This window comes from uncultured Rikenella sp. (assembly GCF_947628055.1).
In the GTDB taxonomy this organism is placed as follows: domain Bacteria; phylum Bacteroidota; class Bacteroidia; order Bacteroidales; family Rikenellaceae; genus Rikenella.
In genome coordinates, this window is record NZ_CANQYJ010000021.1 from 1 (window position 1) to 21,034 (window position 21,034).

General features: G+C 56.7%; 14 protein-coding genes and 1 tRNA gene. 4 read left to right on the forward strand and 11 right to left on the reverse strand.

Translation table 11 applies throughout. The features are described from left to right. Positions 1-218: 218 nt before the first annotated feature. Complete coding sequence (locus Q0Z93_RS03470) at positions 219-1,814, reverse strand: aspartate:alanine exchanger family transporter (protein ID WP_298062625.1); 1,596 nt, start codon at positions 1,812-1,814, stop codon at positions 219-221. A 182-nt stretch (positions 1,815-1,996) separates the two neighbouring features. Here Q0Z93_RS03470 and Q0Z93_RS03475 point away from each other — a divergent pair, with 182 nt between their 5' ends. Beyond that, positions 1,997-3,256 carry a phosphoglycerate kinase gene (locus tag Q0Z93_RS03475; protein WP_298062627.1) on the forward strand — a complete coding sequence of 420 codons (1,260 nt, stop codon included), beginning with the start codon at positions 1,997-1,999 and terminating at the stop codon, positions 3,254-3,256. 314 nt (positions 3,257-3,570) lie between these two features. Here Q0Z93_RS03475 and Q0Z93_RS03480 read toward each other — a convergent pair whose 3' ends face one another. Further along, positions 3,571-6,099, reverse strand: coding sequence for an adenosylcobalamin-dependent ribonucleoside-diphosphate reductase (locus tag Q0Z93_RS03480; RefSeq protein WP_298062630.1), 2,529 nt, complete (start codon positions 6,097-6,099; stop codon positions 3,571-3,573). 615 nt (positions 6,100-6,714) lie between these two features. After that, on the reverse strand, positions 6,715-7,071 hold the full coding sequence (gene folB, locus Q0Z93_RS03485; protein WP_298062632.1) for a dihydroneopterin aldolase: 357 nt from the start codon (positions 7,069-7,071) through the stop codon (positions 6,715-6,717). A 362-nt stretch (positions 7,072-7,433) separates the two neighbouring features. Between folB and Q0Z93_RS03490 the strand changes: the two genes are divergently transcribed. The 3 genes from Q0Z93_RS03490 to metG all read left to right on the forward strand — a co-directional run bounded on the left by Q0Z93_RS03490 (position 7,434) and on the right by metG (position 14,603). After that, positions 7,434-9,122: a glutamine--tRNA ligase/YqeY domain fusion protein gene (locus tag Q0Z93_RS03490; RefSeq protein ID WP_298062634.1), complete on the forward strand. Its 1,689-nt coding sequence runs from the start codon at positions 7,434-7,436 to the stop codon at positions 9,120-9,122. Positions 9,123-10,300: 1,178 nt separating this feature from the next. Then, the gene (locus tag Q0Z93_RS03495; protein WP_298062636.1) at positions 10,301-12,448 is read left to right on the forward strand and encodes a protein-disulfide reductase DsbD domain-containing protein; all 2,148 of its coding nucleotides are present in this window, start codon (positions 10,301-10,303) and stop codon (positions 12,446-12,448) included. Positions 12,449-12,488: 40 nt separating this feature from the next. After that, positions 12,489-14,603, forward strand: a complete 2,115-nt coding sequence (gene metG, locus Q0Z93_RS03500; protein ID WP_298062638.1) for a methionine--tRNA ligase — start codon at positions 12,489-12,491, stop codon at positions 14,601-14,603. Here metG and Q0Z93_RS03505 read toward each other — a convergent pair. From Q0Z93_RS03505 to Q0Z93_RS03540, 8 genes are all read right to left on the reverse strand, one after another. Next, positions 14,489-15,112, reverse strand: a complete 624-nt coding sequence (locus Q0Z93_RS03505; RefSeq protein WP_298062640.1) for a CvpA family protein — start codon at positions 15,110-15,112, stop codon at positions 14,489-14,491. The two genes, metG and Q0Z93_RS03505, sit on opposite strands and share 115 nt — an antisense overlap. An 866-nt stretch (positions 15,113-15,978) precedes the next feature. Then, positions 15,979-16,926, reverse strand: a complete 948-nt coding sequence (locus tag Q0Z93_RS03510) for a lysine exporter LysO family protein (RefSeq protein WP_298062642.1) — start codon at positions 16,924-16,926, stop codon at positions 15,979-15,981. Positions 16,927-17,071: 145 nt separating this feature from the next. Next, positions 17,072-17,143, reverse strand: a tRNA-Arg gene (locus Q0Z93_RS03515). Between the two features lie 158 nt (positions 17,144-17,301). Next, positions 17,302-18,096 (reverse strand): DNA repair protein RecO, encoded by a 795-nt coding sequence (gene recO / locus Q0Z93_RS03520; protein ID WP_298062644.1) that lies wholly within the window; start codon positions 18,094-18,096, stop codon positions 17,302-17,304. Between the two features lie 251 nt (positions 18,097-18,347). Beyond that, on the reverse strand, positions 18,348-18,608 hold the full coding sequence (gene yidD, locus Q0Z93_RS03525; protein WP_298062646.1) for a membrane protein insertion efficiency factor YidD: 261 nt from the start codon (positions 18,606-18,608) through the stop codon (positions 18,348-18,350). Then, complete coding sequence (locus Q0Z93_RS03530; RefSeq protein WP_298062648.1) at positions 18,557-19,006, reverse strand: ribonuclease P protein component; 450 nt, start codon at positions 19,004-19,006, stop codon at positions 18,557-18,559. Before Q0Z93_RS03530 ends, yidD begins: the two co-directional genes overlap by 52 nt. Before the next feature lie 21 nt (positions 19,007-19,027). Beyond that, positions 19,028-19,927 (reverse strand): uroporphyrinogen-III synthase, encoded by a 900-nt coding sequence (locus Q0Z93_RS03535; protein ID WP_298062650.1) that lies wholly within the window; start codon positions 19,925-19,927, stop codon positions 19,028-19,030. 1 nt (position 19,928) lies between these two features. After that, complete coding sequence (locus Q0Z93_RS03540; RefSeq protein ID WP_298062652.1) at positions 19,929-20,783, reverse strand: DUF4271 domain-containing protein; 855 nt, start codon at positions 20,781-20,783, stop codon at positions 19,929-19,931. Between the last annotated feature and the right edge of the window lie 251 nt (positions 20,784-21,034).

Genomic DNA, 21,034 nt, shown 5'->3' on the forward strand with positions numbered 1-21,034 from the left:
CTGCCGGATACCCTTGTCTTTGATTCTCTTGGGGTGTGAGCAATAGCGGGCTATTAAGTATCGAGCCTTACGCCCGCTATTGCCACGCCCCAAAGAAAATGCAATGCAAAAGGACTGCGGAGCCTAAGGAGTAGCGCAGCTATCTGAAAGTTTCTTTGGTTCTTTCTTTTCAAAGAAAGAACAGTCACTCACAGTAGGGTACAGAATAATCGAACCGTTTAGCCGACAATCAGGGAGACGATCTGGATGCAGATGATCAGCAGCACCATCGCCACCGGATAAACCGTTGCATAGGACACACTCACCGCACTGCTGTCCGACATCGAGTCCGCCGCCGCCAGCCCCGGCGTGCTCGTCATCCCTCCCGTCAGCGTACCCAGCAGGTCCAACAGATTGATCCGGAAAAAATAGCGGGCCGCCAACGTAGCCACCACCATCGGCAGCAAAGTAATGAAAAATCCGCTGACAAAGAGCGACCATCCGCTGTCCATGAATGTGGCCACCAGCCCTTGTCCCGCCGCCGTTCCCACGTTGGCCAGGAACAGCAGCAGCCCCAGCTGGCGCAGCAACTGGTTCGCCGAGCCCGACATCGTCCAGATCACCGGCCCCGTTTTTCCCACCGCGCTCAGCACCAGCGCCGTCAGCAGCACCCCGCCCGTCAGACCGAACGAGAAAGCGAAACCGTCCGAAAAAGAGAGCGAAAGCTGGCCCACGACCACCCCTAATGCAATTCCGAGCGCGATCGGCAGGAAATCCGTGTCCGAAATCCGCTTGCCCTCGTTGCCGATCAGCTGCAGCACCTCCTCCATACTGTCCTTGCGCCCCACGATCGTCAGCTTGTCGCCGAATTTCAAGGCCAACGACGGCGACGGCGCGAGGTCGATACCCGAACGGCGGATGCGCGTCACCACGCAGCCGAAATTCCGCTGGAGGTTCAGACTTCCCAAAGTCCGGTTCACCAGCGCTTTGGACGTCACCAGCCCCGTCTGCAATTCTACATGCTCGCCGAAAGGCAGCTCCCCGTTCAGCCGCTCGCCCATGAACTCCGCCACTCTCTCGTGCGACACCGGCGTGCCGACGATTTTTACCAGATCGCCCTCCCGGAGAACCGTCCCCGCATGCGGTACGATCGACTCCCCGTCCCGCACGATGCGCGAAATGACAGCCCCCGTGTTCTGCCGCAGCATGATGTCCTGCAATTTCCGGCCGGCGATCAACGGGTTGGTCACCCGGTAGGCATGCGCCACGATGTCGGGATACAACTCTTTCCGGTCGGCATTCAGTTTGGCCTCTTCGTCCCTGATATTTATTTTGAGCATTCGCGGCAGCAGCTTCACGAACAGGATCACCCCGATCACCCCGAACGGATAGGCGATACCATACGAGATGGCGGCGCTGTCGCCCGTCATTTCGCGTGCGGTGGCCAGCCCCGGCGTACTGGTCAGCGCTCCGGCCAGCAGCCCCGCGGTATCGGGAGCATTCAGGCCGAAGATGTATTTCATCGCCAGCGCGACCACGGCGGCGGTCAGTACAAGCACCGCTGCGATCCCCGCCAGGGTTTTCCCCTTGCTTTTGAACGTGCTGAAAAATCCGGGGCCGGCCTGGATCCCGATAGCGAAGATAAAGAGCGTCATCCCGAAATTCCCCAGCTCGGCCGGGACCACGATGCCGAAATGGCCGAAAAGGAGCGCCACGAAGATCACGGCGGAGACGTCGAGGGTAATTCCTTTGATGCTGATACGCCCGACGATAAAGCCTAAGGCGATGATCACGAAAAGGACGAAAATGGTGGAGCTGAACAGGGAGCCGATCATCGGTTTGGATTTTGAAACAAAGATAGGTATTTTTCCCTGTATCGGCAGGAGGGGGCATATCTCCGTATCCCTCCGAAGAATTTTAGCAATATTCAAAAATATTCCTATCTTTGTAGTTGTGAATCAGCTAACAACCGTTCACCGAATCAATCACTGACACGAACATACTTAAACACACAACCATGCAGCAATCAATCGACACCTACAATTTCGCAGGCAAACGGGCGATCATCCGCGTAGATTTCAACGTACCGCTGGACGCGAACTTCAACGTGACGGACGACACCCGGATTCGGGCCGCGATTCCGACCATCAAGAAAGTGCTGGCCGGGGGCGGATCGGTGATCCTCATGTCGCACCTCGGACGGCCGAAAGGGGTGGAAGACAAGTACTCGCTCAAACATATTATTCCGACCGTCGAAAAACGGCTCGGACAGCAGATTGACTTCGCGGGGGACTGCATGGGGAATGAGGCGGCGGCGAAAGCGGCGGCTTTGAAACCGGGGCAGGTTTTGTTGCTCGAGAACCTGCGCTATTATGCGGAAGAAGAGGGGAAACCGCGCGGACTCAAGGAAGATGCGACGGACGACGAAAAAGCAGCGGCGAAAAAAGCGGTGAAGGCTGCGCAGAAAGAGTTTACGAAAAAGCTCGCAAGCTATGCGGATGTTTACATCAACGACGCTTTCGGGACGGCGCACCGGGCCCATGCTTCGACGGCGCTGATCGCCGAGTTCTTCCCGAACGACAAGATGTTCGGCTATATTATGGAGGGCGAGCTGAAAGCGATCGACGGCGTGCTTCAGGCACCGCAGAAACCATTTACCGCGATTCTGGGCGGATCGAAAGTCTCCACAAAGATTACGATCATCGAGTCGCTCATGGAGAAAGTGGACAACCTGATCTTGGGCGGGGGGATGACCTACACCTTCATGGCGGCCCAAGGGGGGAAGATCGGGAAGTCGATCTGCGAAAAAGACCAGTTCGACACCGCACTGGCGATTATCGAAAAGGCGAAGAAGTTGGGGGTGAACTTGGTGCTGGCCGACGATGCGCGGTGCGGGGACGCTTTCAGCAATGACGCCCATGTGAAAGTTTGCCCGGCTAACGACATCCCGGACGGATGGGAAGGGATGGACATCGGGCCGAAAACCGAAGCGAAATTCCGCAAGGTGATCGAAGGGTCGAAAACCATCCTGTGGAACGGGCCGGTGGGCGTTTTTGAATTCGACACCTTCTCCAACGGTTCGAGAGCGATTGCCGAAGCGATTGTAGCGGCTACGGCGAAAGGGGCTTATTCGCTGATCGGGGGAGGAGACTCGGTGGCATGTATCAACAAGTTCGGGATGGCGGACAAGGTGAGCTATGTATCTACCGGCGGGGGCGCGCTGCTCGAATATATGGAGGGGAAAGAACTTCCGGGGGTTGCGGCGATCCGCAAGTAATTTTCTCGACGGGGTATCGATCGGGGAGGGCTGCCGCATGGCAGTCCTCCCCGATCGTTTTATTCTCCCCTGATCTGTTTCCGAGACCGCGCACTCCGTGACTGAAAGCAATGTTTCGTGTGCGGTGTCAGGCCCAAGGCATCCGCTTCCGATCCGGAACCGGGATTCCGGGGCGAATCGGGGCTAACCCTTCCTTCGACCGGATTTCGGGGAAAATCTTCTCCGGGAATCCGAAATGACTGGTACAAAAAATCGGGTCTGCCGGATGAAAATTCCGGCAGACCCGATTCGAGAAGGAAAGATTCAGGCACTCATCAACCGCACTTCGAGTGTCCGCAGTTCGTACAAACCAAACAACCCTCCTGATAAACCAGCGCCTCCTGACCGCACTCCGGACATTTCTTGCCTCCCTTCGGCTTCGTCCCGTTCGGGATGTACTTGTGCAATGCCCTGGCCACCCCGTTCTTCCACGTGTTGATCGTGTCGCTGTCCAAACGGAGCGACGAGACCAAGTTCACCACGTCGATCGGCGGCATCCCTGTCCGCAAAACGCCCGAGATCAGTTTGGCATAATTCCAGAACTCTTCGTCGAACAAGCGCGAGATCCCCCCCACCGAATTGACATACCCGTACTTGTCCTTGTACTGGAAATCGTACCGTTTCGTTCCGTCTTTCTCGATCACCTTGATGATGTTCCCTTTCTTGATGGTCTTCGGGAAGTAGAGCGCATCTTCGTCCACTTTCCCCGTAAAGATTTCATACGGTTTGTGGTTGTACAGCCCGACGAACGCGATCCAGTCCTCCGGCCCGTTCTTGAAGCGCACGACATCGGCTTCGAGCGACATCGGCCGGCTGGCCGGCATTCCGTCCTCCTCTTTTTTCTTGTCTTTCTTGACCAGCACTCCGGCCCGGCTGCCGTCGCGGTAGACCGTCACCCCCTTGCAGCCCGACTTCCACGCCGTTTTATACACTTCGTCCACTAACGCCTCCGTCACATCGTTCGGCAGATTGACCGTCACCGAGATCGAGTGGTCTACCCACTTCTGCATCTCCCCCTGCATCTTGACCTTCGCCACCCAGTCGATGTCGTTCGAGGTGGCTAAGTGATACGGCGATTCCGCCACCAGCTTGTCCACTTCCTTGTCCGACAGCTTTTTGATCTGTTCGTCGGTCAAGCCTTTGTTGATCTTGACCCAGGTCAGGAAGTGGTGATGATAGACATTGTATTCCTCCCACGAGTCCCCCACGTCATCCACAAAGGTGACGTTCACGGATTTGTCGCTCGGATTGACTTTGCGCCGCCGCTTGTACACCGGCAAAAACACCGGCTCGATCCCACTGGTAGTCTGCGTCATCAAAGAGGTGGTCCCGGTCGGCGCAATCGTGAGCATCGCCACATTCCGCCGCCCTTGCTTGACCATGAGGTCGTACAGTTTCGGATCGGCTTCCTTGATGCGCAGGATCATCGGATTGTTCGCTTCTCTCGCCGCATCGTACATCTCGAACGCTCCCCGTTCCCCTGCCATCTCGACCGAAGCCCGGTAAGCCTCCAATGCCAAGGTCTTCTGCAATCCCGCCGCAAAAGCCGTCGCTTCGTCCGACCCGTACCGCAGCCCGAGTGCGGCCAGCATATCCCCCTCGGCTGTAATCCCTAACCCGGTGCGCCGCCCCATCAAGGCCTTTTTCCGGATCTTCCCCCACAGTTCCCGCTCGACTCTGCGGATGTCGTCTCCTTCCGGGTCGCTGTCGATCTTGGCGATAATGGCGTCTACTTTTTCGAGTTCGATGTCGATGATGTCGTCCATCATGCGCATCGCTTTGCGCACGTGTTTCTTGAATTTATTGGTATCGAATTTCGCTTCTTGGGTAAACGGTTTGGTCACGTAGCTGTACAGGTTCAAGGCCAGCAGCCGGCAGCTGTCGTACGGACACAGCGGAATCTCGCCGCACGGATTGGTGGAAACTGTCCTGAACCCCAAGTCCGCATAGCAGTCAGGTATGGATTCCCGTATAATGGTGTCCCAGAACAAAACTCCGGGCTCAGCCGATTGCCAGGCGTTGTGTACGATTTTCTTCCACAGTGCCGCCGCATCGACTTCCCCGGACACCATCGGTTTGTCGCCCGTGATGGGAAACTGTTGTTTGTAGGGTTTCCCCTCGATCGCCGCCTGCATGAATTCGTCGTCCACTTTGATCGACACATTGGCTCCGGTCACTTTCCCCTGCTCCAATTTTGCGTCGATAAACCGCTCGGCGTCCGGGTGCTTGATGGAGAGCGAGAGCATCAATGCCCCCCTACGCCCGTCCTGCGCCACTTCGCGGGTGGAGTTGGAGTACCGTTCCATAAACGGCACGATCCCGGTGGAGGTCAATGCCGAATTGAGCACCGGGGAACCTGTGGGTCTGATATGCGACAGGTCGTGCCCCACCCCGCCTCTGCGCTTCATGAGCTGCACTTGCTCTTCGTCGATCCGGATGATCCCGCCGTACGAGTCTGCCGGCTTTTCGTGCCCGATCACGAAACAGTTCGAGATCGATGCGATCTGCAAATCGTTCCCGATCCCGGTCATCGGCCCTCCCTGTGGGACGGCGTACTTGAAATGGTCGAGCATCCCGTAAATCTCTTCTTCGCTCATCGGGTTCGGATACTTGGCTTCGATACGCGCCAACTCGCGCGCGATGCGGCGATGCATCTGTTCCGGCGAGCATTCGTAAATCTTCCCGAATGAGTCTTTGAGGGCGTATTTGCTGACCCAAACGGTTGCTGCCAGTTCGTCTCCGTTGAAGTAGTCGCGCGCACCGGCTACGGCTTCTTCGTAACTGTACTGCTTCAACTCTTGCATAAAATAGGGTTACTTTTTTATATGGTTCGTTATGTACGTATTCAGGAGGATACTGTTCTCTTTAACTTCGTTTCGCTCGTTTTTCTCCTCGCCGCTCACCTTATTCAGGGTAGAGGCAGCCCGGTTCGAGTGCCGTCGAGTTTGCTCGAATGGCCGAGGCGCCAGGAGGAAGGCGAAGCCAAACTTTTTGAGATGCTTACGCATTTCTTGAGCCTGCCGGGTACCCTTGGCTTCGATCCTTTTGGGCGGAGCAATAGACCGCTCTATTACTCCTCAGTTCGACCTCGCGCCCACCCCTTAAGGCTGAATAAACTCCCGGTCGGAGTGCCCGGCGGCACCGCGGAGGGCGGCGATTCTAAAGAACCGCAATATTAAGAGCGGTCTATTGCCCCGGCCAAAAGAAACCGCAATGCAAGAGGACTGCGGAGCCTAAGGATTAGGGTAATTACAGCCCGGAAAGCCCCAACGGGGCCTTTCTTTTCAAAGAAAGAACGGTTCCATCCGGAACAGTGCCAAACCTGCGGTTTTATGCAAAGGTAAGACCTTATCTTTCCGGCCGGACGAGCAACCCGAAAAACTTATTAACATTTAATTAAATGATTGTTTACCAGCTAATTACTCCGAAATGATCACGCTAACTTTCTCAACCTGACCACCTAACGGAGGGGCCATTTTGGACACCTTCAGCCGCAAGGCCGAAATGGCGGGAAAACGTTCGTGCAGAGCGTCGACGATACGGCGCGCAACATGTTCCAGCAGGTGCGATTTGACTTCCATCTGCTCGCGCACACACTCGTACACATCCAAATAGCTGACCGTGTCGCCGAGCTCGTCGGTCTGCGCCGCCTCCGCACCATCGACCTCGAACGAAAGGTCTACGCGAAACCGGTTCCCGACGCGCTGCTCTTCTTCGTAATGGCCGTGAAAGGCATAAAACTCCATGTTCTCCAATTCGATCGTTGTCTTGCTCATTCGCTCTTTTACTTTGATTCCAACCTGCAAAACTATCGCTTTTTGCTTTATGTGCCGGATGGAACTGCCGCTTTCTTGTAAGAAAGCGGCGCAAAGAACTTTTGAGATAGCTGCGCTATGCCTTAGGCTCCGCAGTCCTTAAGGTTGTGTGGTGGGGGTTCTTTTTGGGCGCGCAGGGGCGGTGTAAAACTTAGGCGCGCCAAAAAGAACCCCACCACAAACACAGGCTGACACGGCCAAAGCATCCCGCAGGGATGCGCTCTAAAGTTTTTTTGGTTCTTTTTGTTCACAAAAAGAACAATACCCTCCCGTTCACAAAGACAAAAGCGATATATTTGCAAGATAGATCAAAGCGCAAGGTTATGGAAAGCACCGAGAAGCTCAATTTTATAGAAGAGATCATCGAACAGTCGATCGCCGGAGGCGAGACCCACATACACACCCGGTTTCCGCCGGAACCCAATGGCTACCTGCATATCGGACATGCGAAATCCATCTGCCTCAACTTCGGGATGGCCAAGAAATACGGCGGGAAATGCAACCTGCGGTTCGACGACACCAACCCCGTCAAGGAAGACGTCGAATACGTCGACTCCATCAAGGAAGACATCCGTTGGTTGGGATTCGAGTGGGCCGAGGAACATTATGCGTCCGACTACTTCGAGCAGCTCTATGACTGGGCGGTCGAACTGATTAAGAAAGGATTGGCGTACGTCGACGACCAGACGCAGGAAGAGATCAGGATCGGGCGGGGGACCGTGACACAGCCCGGTGTCAATTCACCCTATCGCGACCGGTCGGTCGAAGAAAACCTGCGCCTGTTTGCCGAAATGCGCGAGGGGAAATACAAAGACGGCGAAAAAGTTTTGCGGGCCAAGATCGACATGGCGCACCCGAACATGCTGCTGCGCGACCCGCTGATGTACCGCATCATCCACTCGCACCACCATCGCACAGGCGACCGGTGGTGCATCTATCCGATGTACGACTACGCCCACGGCCAAAGCGACTCCATCGAACGCATTACCCATTCGATCTGCACCCTCGAATTCGATGTCCACCGGCCGTTGTACGACTGGTTCATCGAAAAACTGGGTATCTTTCCGAGCCACCAGTACGAATTTGCGCGGCTCAACTTGACCTACACGGTGATGAGCAAGCGGAAGCTACTGCAGCTCGTTAAGGAAGGATACGTCACCGGATGGGACGACCCGCGGATGCCGACGATCAGCGGCCTGCGGCGGCGGGGCTATACGCCGGAGTCGATCCGGATGTTCGCCGAAAAGGTCGGAGTGGCCAAACGAGACAACATCATCGACCTCGGGCTGTTGGAGTGGTGCGTGCGCGAGGATTTGAACAAAACCGCCCTGCGGCGGATGGCGGTGCTCGATCCGCTGAAGGTGGTGATTACCAACTATCCGGAGGGGCAGACCGAATATGTGGAATGCGTCAACAACCCGGAAGACCCGGAAGCGGGCCGGCGAAAAGTGCCGTTCAGCCGGGAACTGTATATCGAGCGGAGCGATTTTATGGAAGAACCGCCGAAGAAGTTTTTCCGCTTGCGGCCGGGGGGAGAGGTGCGGCTGCGGTATGGGTATTTGATTCGGTGCGACGAGGTGGTCAAGGATCCGCAGACCGGGGAGGTGCTGGAATTGCGGTGCACTTACGACCCGCTATCGCTGGGCGGCGGTTCGTCAGACGGACGGAAGGTCAAGGGGATCATCCACTGGGTGTCGGCGGAACACGGGGTGCCGGCGGAGGTGAGGTTGTTCGACCGCTTATTCGCCGCAGAAAATCCGGACGAGGTGCCGGAGGGGGTTCCGGGGGCGACGTTCCTCGACAACCTCAATCCGGACTCGCTGCGGGTGGTTTGGGCGTGGATCGAGCCGGCGCTGGCGGAAGCGCAGCCGGGCGAAAAGTTCCAATTCGAGCGGCTGGGCTATTTCTGCGCGGACACGGGTCTGCCTTCTGCCGGGAAAGGCGATTGCGTTCCGGTTTTTAATCGGACGGTGGGCCTCAAGGATTCGTGGGCCAAGATTGCGGGGAAATAAGCGCACTTTGACCCTGAGGCGGGTGCCATCTCTTTTCGGCGGATTTGGTTCGGGACATTCCGGCCAAGCGAAACGCAGTTTCGCCCACTCACCGCGGGGCCCCGTTGGGGCTTTTGTCGGAGTTTGAGAGGACTTAATTTAAGCGGGGCCTGCCGGCCCGAGAGCGGTTCCGTACTTTAGGGTAGTTTATTTTGCGGCCGGCAGACCAATAAAACACCCGAAGGGTGCGGATCGTGTGCCGGAGCGACACCGGGTCGGACGCCCGGGAAACTGAGGGTAGTTCCAGCCCGGTTCGGGTGCCGAGCGGCACCGGGTTGGGCGCCCGGGAGAGAACGCAACGAGCTCCGCCGAGTTGCGGGCCTCCCGAGGAGAGGCGTCCAGCCCGTCATCGAGAGATCAAACCGAGAAGTTCTTTTGTATGCCCAGCGAGGGACAAGTTCAGCATCGGGTTGCAGCCTGCGGAGCTAAGCAACGAAGTTGCGGGCCTCCGCTGCGGGAGGCTGCGGCCCGACATAGGAAGATCGCAGCCAAACCGGATTTCCGCCAGCGCGCGGAATAAAGCCCATTTTTGATCTGCAACAGGCCGCAGCCCGCGGATGATATTTCGGGTAGTTACAGCTCGGCTCGCGTGCCGAGCGGCACCCTCCGCGGGGCGAGGCTGCGCCCGACATAGGGAGATCACAGCCGAGGTATTTTTCTGAGCACGAAAGCACCCCGGGAATGTCGCGTTTTGCCTTGAGAAAGCCGGGCTGAACGACCGGCTTTCGACAAGGTGAAACCGATTCCCGGCACTTTTCTTTGCTTCCTTTGACCTGCGGTCTTCCTCGCGCTGCCTTGGCATAGCCCGCAAGCGGTCTCTGCTCTCGGTACGCTGCTCGGTTCTTGGTCACTCAAGAAAGTAAATGCCCGCCCGGCAGGAGGGCAATGAAAAAACGCCGGTTCGAGTGCCGAGCGGCACCCGGCTCGAGACGGCTAAGAAAAAGTGCCCCGCGGCATGAGCGAAGACCGACCGGTTTTGCGAACCGGGTTTCCGCCAGTACACGAAAATAGAGGAGCGGCCGGAGCCGGCGGGGACTGCAATCGAGCACAGCGTTCGATAACCGAATATGCCGATACACCGAATACACCAGATACAATAACGACCGACATACAACGTTTTTCATACCTAAACCCAAATTATGAAACGAAAACATTCGATCATCGCCACTCTTCTGAGTTTGTGCGGCCTGTGCGGCATCGGCACGGCGACCGCCGAGGCCCAGCCGATCGAAAACCCGGTAAAATGGACTTTCACCGCATCGGGACAGCAGGCCGAGATGACCGCCACGATCGACGGCGACTGGCATATGTACGACATTGGACCGTATGAGGGGGGGCCGAATGCCACGACCTTTACCTTTACCCTGCCCGACGGCGTCACGCTCGACGGCGGGATCGTCCAGCAGACCCAGCCGACCCGCGTGCAAGACGAGATTTTCGGGATGGAGATCGGTTACTTTGCGAAAACAGCGCGGTTCGTGCAGCGTTTTCGAGTGTCGCCGGAGCGGGCTGCCCAAGGTAAGCCGATCGTTATCCGAGGGAATGTCGAATGGCAGGCCTGCGACGACCAGAGCTGTCTGCCGCCGACCGACGAAGATTTTACCGTGACGATCACGCCGAATAAACTGGCGACACCGACTTCGACTTCGGTTATTCCAGAGACTGCGGCGCCTCAGGAAGCGGCCATAGAGGCGACGGAGACGACTGATACCTCGGTCGCAACGACAGACACGACGACCGTACCGGGCGAGACGTCGTTCGAGGGGTTGCAGCAGAACGAGAACAAGAGTTTTTGGACTATTATTGTCGAAGCGATCTTGTGGGGATTTGCGGCTTTATTGACCCCGTGCGTTTTTCCGATGGTGCCGATGACCGTCAGCTTCTTCATGAAAGGGAGCGACAACAAAGCGAAAGGGCGGTTTATGGCTTCGTTCTACGGACTGTCGATCGTGGCGCTGTACACCTTGCCGATCGCAGCCATTATCCTGATTACCTATTTCGTGGGCGGGGATTCCGTGACGGCCGACATTTTCAACTGGTTGGCGACACACTGGGTACCGAACATCCTTTTCTTCCTGATCTTCATGATTTTCGCCGCGTCGTTCTTCGGGGCGTTCGAGATTACGATGCCGTCGAAGTTAGTCAACAAAAGCGACTCGAAAGCCGACAAGGGGGGCTTGGTCGGGGTCTTCTTCATGGCCTTGACTTTGGTGTTGGTTTCGTTCTCCTGCACCGGGCCGATCGTGGGGACGGTGCTGGTCAAATCGACCCAGGGAGCGATCTGGGAGCCGATCTTCACGATGCTGGCTTTCTCGGCCGCGTTCGCCTTGCCGTTCACGATCTTCGCCTTCTTCCCGTCGCTGCTCAAGAATCTGCCGAAGTCGGGCGGGTGGCTCAACTCGGTCAAGGTGGTGCTTGGGTTTATCGAACTGGCGCTGGGCTTGAAGTTCCTGAGTGTGGCCGACCAGACCTACCACTGGGGGCTGCTCGACCGGGAGGTCTATGTGGCACTCTGGGTAGTGATTTTTACGCTGCTGGGATTCTACTTGCTGGGTAAAATTCGCTTTGCGCACGATAGCGAGACGAAATATGTGAGTGTCAAACGGTTGTTCCTCTCGATCATCACGTTCGCATTCGTGGTCTACCTGATTCCGGGGATGTTCGGCGCGCCGCTCAAGGCGTTGAGCGGATACCTGCCGCCGCTCTCGACGATGGACTTCAACTTGTCGGCTTCTGCCGGCAGCGGGGCGGCTTCCACTGCAGGAGGGGCCGTCTCGACGCTCGACCGCTCGAAAATCGAGGGAGGGGCGCCGAAGTACAGCGATTTTCTCCACCTGCCGCACGGTTTGGAAGGCTTCTTCGACTACAGGCAGGGGATGGAGTACGCCAAGGCGGTGGGGAAGCCGGTCTTTCTCGATTTTACGGGGCATGGCTGCGTGAACTGCCGCGAGATGGAAGCGAATGTGTGGAGCGATCCGACAGTGCAGCGTATCCTCAAGGATAGCTATGTGATTATCGCACTCTATGTAGACGACAAGAAACAGCTGCCGGAGGCGGATTGGGTGACCACGCCGGACGGCAAGGTGCGCAAGACGCTGGGCAAGATCAACGCATCGTTCCAGATCGAGCGGTTCGGGATCAATGCGCAGCCGTACTACGTGCTGCTCGATAATGAGGGGAAACCGTTGGTGACGCCGCGCTCGTACGACCTGGACGTGAACGGCTTCATCAACTTCCTCGAATCGGGGCTGAAGGCCTACCGGGCATTGCCGCAGTCGGCCGAATAACCGGTTTTTACTTCTTATATTGAACGACGAAACGACTTCCATGAAACAACCTAAGCGATATTTAGTTACTTCGGCGCTGCCGTATGCCAACGGACCGGTACATATCGGCCACCTGGCTGGGGTTTACGTGCCTTCCGACATTTACGTGCGTTACCTGCGGGGCAAAGGCGCGGACGTGATTTCCATTTGCGGTTCGGACGAACACGGGGTGCCCATTACGATCAAAGCCAAAAAAGAGGGCGTCACACCGCAGGACGTGGTGGACAAATACCACGGCATTATCAAGGATGCTTTCCGGCGGTTCGGGATCAGCTTCGACATCTACTCCAGAACCAGCAGCGCGACCCATGCCCGCACCGCATCGGATTTCTTCCGGAAACTGTACGAACAGGGGGAATTTATCGAACAGACCACCGAGCAATACTACGACCCCGAAGCGCAGCAGTTTCTGGCCGACCGGTACATCACGGGGACTTGTCCGAAGTGTCAGAGCGAGGGGGCTTACGGGGATCAGTGCGAGAAGTGCGGTTCGACCTTGTCGCCGACAGAGCTGATCGATCCGAAGTCTGCGATCACGGGGGCGACGCCGGTGCTGAAGAAGACGAAACACTGGTTTTTGCCGTTGGACAAGTACGAACCGATGCTGCGCGAATGGATACTCAAGGAGCACGGGGCGGACAACGGCGGAGAACATGAGGTGTGGAAATCGAACGTGTACGGACAGTGCAAGAGCTGGCTGGACGGGGGATTGCTGCCCAGAGCCGTGTCGCGCGATTTGGACTGGGGGATTCCCGTGCCGGTCGAAGGGGCGGAAGGAAAGGTGCTGTATGTGTGGTTCGACGCGCCGATCGGCTATATCTCGGCCACCAAGGAACTTTTCGCCGGGAAAGGAGACCCGGAGGGGTGGAGGCCGTATTGGCAGGACGAGGATACGAAACTCGTCCATTTTATCGGAAAGGATAATATCGTCTTCCACTGCATCGTCTTCCCGTCGATGCTCCGGGTGCACGGGGATTTCATCCTGCCGGAGAACGTGCCGGCCAACGAGTTTCTGAACTTGGAGAACGACAAGATTTCCACTTCGCGGAACTGGGCGGTGTGGCTGCACGAATACTTAGACGAGTTTCCGGGCAAGGAGGATGTGCTGCGGTACGTGTTGTGCGCGAATGCGCCGGAGACGAAGGACAACGACTTCACGTGGCGGGATTTCCAGGCCCGGAACAACAACGAGTTAGTGGCGATCTTCGGGAATTTCGTGAACCGGGCATTCGTGTTGACGCACAAGTATTTCGGGGGTCGGGTGCCGGCGGTGGATCCGGCGGCGGGGCTGACGGACTATGACCGGGAGACGATCGGCGAGATTCCGCGAATCAAAGCGGCGATCGAACAGAATATCGAGAATTACCGGTTCCGCGAGGCTTTGAAGGAGATGATGAATCTGGCGCGGTTGGGGAACAAGTATCTGGCGGATACCGAACCGTGGAAGGTCATAAAAACGGATGAGACCCGTGTGGCGACCATTCTGAACATCTCGTTGCAGATTACGGCGGGCTTAGCGATCGCGGCCGAACCGTTTCTGCCGTTTACGGCGAAGAAATTGGCCGGGATGCTGCGTTTGCCGTCGTCGGCGTTGAGGTGGGATCATATCGGCTGTATGACGTTGCTGGAGGCGGGGCATGAATTAGGCGAGGCGGAGCTGCTGTTCGAGAAGATCGAGGACTCGGTGGTCGAGGCGCAACTCAAAAAATTGGAGGCGACCAAGGCTGCGAATGCGGCGGCGAACGCGACGGTTGCTCCGGCGAAGGAGGAGATGGTGCAGTTCGACGATTTTGCGAAGATGGATATTCGTGTCTCGAAAGTGATCGCGGCGGAACCGGTGCCGAAGACCAAGAAGTTACTGAAACTGACTGTGGATACGGGATTGGATACCCGGACGATCGTGTCGGGGATTGCGGAATGCTTCTCGGCGGAAGAGATGGTGGGCAAACGGGTATTGGTGCTGGTGAATCTTGCGCCGCGGATGCTCCGCGGGATCGAGTCTCAAGGGATGATTCTGATGGCGGAATCGCCGACGGGCAAATTATCTGTTGTGGCTCCTGTCGCCGATGACGAATCCGCTTCGGAAACAGCGCCGGTCGGCTCGACGGTCGGATAACGGTTCTCGAATTCCCCTGCCACGGCTTTAGCGCTGCTGACGATATAGGGAAAAACGTAATTCCCGATTCCTTTCAGGAGTGTATAACTGCGGGCTTCTTTCAGCGTTTTGCCGAGGGAAGCCCGTTTTTTTGCGGAAAGCCACGGCATTGCTGCCTCGATCGCCACCACGGCCAATCCCGCAAGCAGCAATCCTTTCGCCACGGCGAACAGGGCGCCCAGCAAACGCAGCGGCCCGGCCAGACCGCCCGCTTTCAACAACCGGGTAACGAGCTGGCAGAGTAAAATGACGCAGATCAATACGCCGATCAGGACGATAATGAAGAGTGCCTCGGAGGGCATCTCTTCGATGTCGAGCCAGTGTCCTATGGCGTGCGAGAACCGGTAGGCGACCCATGTCCCGACGACGATTCCCACAATGCCGCTCAGCTGCACGAGAATACCGTTGCGCCACCCGCTCCATACGCACAGTGCCAGCACGAGGCATACCAGTATGTCGATGGTGTTCATAGGGGCAAAGATAGTGTTTTGACAATAAGCCTGACCCATCGGTGTGAATACTGCGAAAACGAATCGCATTCTTCTATTCTATCTGTGGCGGCATAGGCGCGGGTCTCCGCTATCCCGGAAGTTTTATCAAACCGATCGTTGATGTGTCACTGTGCCGTCTGAAACCGTACAATTAACGGACGATCTGTTCCCGCGTCAGCGGCCAGCCCGGAGCCTCCCCCGGCGCAGGGCTGCAACCTGAAGGTCTTGCCCGCGCAGGCTCCGGACTGAAAAATAAATAGTACGCTAAAAGTTCTGCGTATTCGGCCTCGCACCCACCCCCTAAGGCTGAGCAAACTCCCGGTCGGAGTGCCCGGCGGCACCGCGGAGGTCGGCGGTTCTAAAGAACCGCAATATTAAGAGCGGTCTATTGCTCCCGGCCCAAGAGGATCGAAAAAAGGGGACCCGGCAGGCATCAAGAAATGCGCAAGCATCTCAGAAAGTTTGGCTTCGCCTTCTTCCTGGCGCCTCGGCCATTCGAGCAAGCTCGACGGCTCTCGGCTGCTGCGTCGGTTTCTGGTTCTCGCTAACTGCGCTGCGCTTGTTTTGCCTCCGGCTTCCTCGCGCTACCTCAGCATAGCCCACAAGTGGTCTCTGCCCTCGGAACGCTGCTCGGTTCCTCCTCGCCGCTCACCTTATTCAGGGTAGAGGCAGCCCGGTTCGAGTGCCGAGCGGCACCGCTGGTAGCGTCGGTTGTTCACAACCGAGCAGCGTCCCGAGAGCAGATGCCGCTTGCGGACTATGCCGAGGTAACGCGCAGAAAATGAGCGTAGCGAAGTTAAAAGGAACTGTTCTATGCGGGTACGTACTAATGATCGTTCCGAAACCTACCCCGCCAGCCCGGCGAAAAACGGCACGAAAAGAGGTACTGAAAGATCTGCGACCACACCCTGCAATACCGCCAGCGCCAGATATTGCGGGCCGCAGTACCGGATAATGCCCGGTAACGAAACATCCACCGTCGTCGCACCGCCGGAACAAATCGGCCCCAGCGGCGAGAAATGCCGCACCATCCATCCCGCACCCGTTACCGTCGATAATTCCCGCGCGATATTCGCCAGCAGGCCGATCGTCCCGATCTCCGGCCCCCTCAGCTCGCTCAGCAGCACCCCCGAAAGCGAATAGTAACCCTGCCCCGATCCCACCGCCATCGCGTCCGACCAAAGCATCGGACGGCCCCCCGCCAACTGCAAAATACCCCATGCGACCGTTACCCCGGCCCACGATCCGAGCAGCGTCGCCAACGGTACCAGCAGACTGCGTCCAGGCTGGCGCACGAGGCTTCGGAGAGTGGCCGTATCGCTGCCGATGGTGATCCCCACAGCCAGCATCAGCAGATACAACGTCCCGGCAGCCAGCGGCCACGACGTGACCCACTGCGCGACCGGGGTGAAGACACCCAGCACCACGCCGGCGGCGAACGTCCCGACGATCACGAAACTGAACCGGCTGCCGCCGCCGTTTTCGAGCTTTTCGCCGGTCACCGAAGAAGATGCCCTCGGGGCCACTTTGCAGAAACCGTATCTCCACAAAACTTTGGCTGCAAACAGTACGCCGGCCACCGTCCCTGCTCCCAACAGCACGGCGGTCAGTCCTATGGAGCCGAAGTTGCGCAGTACCAAAGGATTGCCGCCCACTTCGGAGCCGAGCAGGAGCATCAGCATCAAAATGGCGGCGGTAACCGTTTTTCCGGCCGCGCGGCGCAGATGCGGCAACCGGCGGCTCACCCACCCGGCTGCAATTCCGAGGCACATGACAGCAAAAATTCCGAACATAACCCGAGCGATGACTGTTTGGTTTCGGCCCCACTCCTGGCGTCCGGGATCGGAGCGGGCCCGGCGAGCGCAGAATCGCCTCTGTCCCGAATAAAAAATCCCGCCTTCCGGAATCGGGAAGCGGGAGTGAAAAGTGTTTTACGTGTGACCCCGACGGGATTCGAACCCATATCGTCAGAACCGGAATCTGATATTCTATCCATTGAACTACGGAGCCGTCCGGATAACAAGCCCTGCGGCGAGTTACGGGTACAAATATACGTTTTTTCTTTTATTTCCTTATCATCTTTCGTGAAAAACGTCGGTTCGGGGCGAAAAAAACCGGACATGCTGAACCGTCTTCATCGGCTTTGCGGTAAAATCCTGCGGCGAGGATCAGAATATTTCGGAGAGGATGCGGAGCGAATTGACGTTGTAAATGGCGTCCGTATGGAATCCGTAGAGATCGGTCAGGTGCTCTAACATCGACACCCGCTGCTCGCGCGAAAGGCCGATTCGCGACAGTTCTCCCGGCATGCAGCGGCTCAAGGTATGGAACAGGGTCGCTTCGGCGGGGGGCATTGTCAGCGTATGCAGCGGGGGCTGCGAGGTGTAAGTCCCGTTTCGGTAATCCAGCGAAAATCCGGCTTCGTAGTTGTCCCGGGGCGCATAGCCCATATATTCTGTCAGCCTCACCAGAAACCAGAGGTGGAAATTGGCTGCCCCGTCTTCCATGGCATCGAGTTCGGCTACCGATTCTTCGACGAAGCGGTACAAACCGGCGTCCGGCTCTCCTTCCTGGATCAAGCGGTAAAGTAGTTCGGCCAGAAACAGCGCAATGGTGCTTTTTACGATGTCGAAAGGCAGGTTGGAGAGGCTGAAGGCCATCTGGAGCTGTTCGATATGGTGCAGTTCGCCGCGTCCGGCCCAGGCGTCGAAGTCGAGAATAAACAAGGGCTGGTAAAGGCCCCGGCCGTTGTTGTGGGCGCTCAGTTTGGCGATATAGCTGCGCCGGCCGTACCGGGCGGTGAGGATATGGACGATGAGTTTCCGCTCGCCGTATTTCATGGCGTGCAGGACGATGCCGCGGGTTTTGTACTGGCCGCGGGGCACAGGTGTTTTTTGTCCTTTGCGGGGCGGTGCCTGTGTCGGGATGTCCGGTGGAAAAGCGATGACGGGATCTTCTGCCATGTATTATTTCATTCTTCCGGTTATTTCACTACTCTCGGAGGGTATCGTTCTCTTGAATTGCGCTGTACTTGTTTTGCCTGTCGGCTTCCTCGCGTTATCTCGGCATAGCCCGCAAGCGGTCTCTGCCCTCGGTAATGCTGCTCAGTTCTTTGCTGACAAAGAAAGTAGAAGCCCCGCCGGCTCGAGACGATAAAAAACCCTAAGTTTTATTGCACGTACCCAGCCTCCGCATCCTGTAAAACCGACAGTCACTACGGCACAGGATCATACCCGCTGCCGCCCCACGGATGGCAGCGCGACAAGCGCTTCACGGAAAGATACAAACCTTTGAACAGCCCGTATTTTCGGAACGCTTCGAGCGCATACTGCGAGCACGTGGGAGTAAACCGGCAGGCATTGGGCAGAAAAGGCGAGATCGCCGCCCGGTAGAACCGAATCAGCCCGATGAACGGTGCGGCGGCTACTCGACGCCAGATACTTCCGACAGATTTCGCTGGTTCCGGATCGTGCATAATTTATTCAGAATAGAGACCACTGCTTTCTCGATAGTCCGATAGTCGAGCGGCTCTCCTTTGGCTATATACGAAAAGGCGATATCCAGCCCTACCCCACTGCTCCCCTCCCCCGCCGAACGCTTGTTGAGCCGGTAAGCCTCCCGCATCCTGCGTTTGAGTTGGTTCCGGGCCACCGCCCGCCGGTGGTTCCGCTTGGACACAATGACCATGATCCGGTTCCGGGCACCGATACCCTCCCCGCTCGGGCGAAAAAGATATGTGCATTTGACCGGATAGACCAAAAACGCCTCTCCGTGAGCGAAGAGGCGTTTTATATCGCTGCGTTTCGCCAGCCGTTCGGCTTTGGGCAACGTATAACGTCCTGTTTCGATAGAGCCGGCCTGCGAACCGTTCATAAAATCATCACTGTAAATCCGTTATTTCTTTCCCACAGTCCTCCGCCCTCCCGCCACAGTTTTTGCAGCGGTCGAAACCGGTTTGGCTTTTGCAGACTTCTTCGGTGTCGCCACCGCAACAGCCTGCGGTTCAGGCAACTCCCTGACCCCGAACTCTTCGACCGACTCTCCCCCGTTCAAAGCCGCGATATACTTGTCGATCGCCATGGTCAGCGACGGGTATTTCGGCGTCGGTGCCATAATATCCACCGTCAGTCCCGCCGCCAGCGCCTCCCTGGCCGTCGCATTGCCCAGCGTAGCCACGATCATACCCTGCGGCAATGAATTGAAATTTTGATGCAAAGCCCGAATGTCCGCCGAACTGTAACATGCTATCAGTTCGTAATTGTCGATCGCGATGTCCGAAAGATCAGCCGGCACGGTATGCGCCAGAATGATCTTGGTGAACTTCACCCCGGTTTTGGCAAGCAGCTGTTGGATCTCCGGTTTATGAGGCTCGGACAGGGCCACGAGAAACTTCTCCTCCCGATGTTTGGCCACCACTTCCATCAGGTCGGCGAAAGTCGCCGTCCCGTAAAATATCTTGCGTTTGCGGTAAACGATGTATTTCTGCAAATACAGAGCGATCGCTTCCGTCACGCAGAAGTATTTCATATCTTCCGGCACAGCAATCCGGCACTCCTCGCAAATCCGGAAAAAATTGTCGATCGTCTTCCTGGAAGTGAATATGACAGCCGTATGCGCCAGCACATCCACCCGCTGCGCCCGGAACTCCTTGACCGTAACCCCCTCGACAGCGATGAAAGGACGGAAGTCGATCTGGACTTTATGCCTGGAAATAAGTTCCGAAAAAGGTGATTTGTCTGACGACGGGGCCGGTTGAGAGATAAGTATCCTCTTTACTTTCAATGCGTTCACCATATTAATTGATCCCACTCTTCCGAATTGCCAAAGCGATTATGAAGCTCACCGGCAGGATTTCGACGGTGCAAAGGTACAAAATCCATTGCAATTTAGAAAACGATCTTATCCTAAAGTATTTATATAGAGACCTAAAGTGATAAACCACCAAACCGGCCAATACGACGGTGCCGACCAGGAAAAGCCGGCCGCTGACGCCGATGATTACGGCCAGCGGGGTATAGAAAACGGCTATGAACGCTGTATTGATCCGGTTGATAAAAGTCACTTCGCGGAAGATGTTTTTGTCGTCTGTCAGCCACCGCATCACCCAGAATGCCGCCCGGCGGTACGATACCACACCCAAGAAAGCAGCCACTGCTCCGAAAAACAGATAATAGCTTTCTACTCCGGGCAGCTGAAGTTCCAGCCAGGCCATAATCAGCGACGCGCCGCTCAGCACAGCCAGAATGATACCGCTGCGCAGAAAATGAACGAAATCGGCCCCTTGTCCTTCCATCAAAGTCAGCGTATCCTCGGTACGGCCGATATTTTTCAGGCAGCTCATCAAGTCCCGGCGGAAGCGGTACAGAATATAACAATAAAAACAGATCAATACGACCATCACCACCGAGGTCTGCCAAGGCCCGGCCCCCTGGTCGACGCGGTTCAGAGACCCGTGCGGTGTCATTCCGGCCGATACAGTCGACCCGGAACCCCAGACTTCGGAATCCAAACGAGCCGGACGCAGCAGTCCTGCCGTATCCGGCCGGACATCGGTCTCTGCGGAACCGCACCAAGCGGTCTTTCCCCACGGAGAAAGGCTCGACACCGTATCCGGAATCGGTTGATAAGATATATAAGGTATTTCGTCCATCCGGAGTCGGAAAGTTTCGCACAACGAACTTTTCCGCGACAAAGTTAGGATTTTCCGCAGGAACGGCTGTGCAAAAGCTGTTCATATTTCGATTTGAAAATCTCTAACTTCCTGATACGGAGTATTCGGTCCGATCGCTTTTTTTGTGGACATCCTGTGAGCATCTTTTCAAATTTTACAGCCGGAGCCGCTTGCAAATTCCCGAAAGAAAAACATATGGATCTTTTTCTTTTCCATCCAACGAAAAGTTA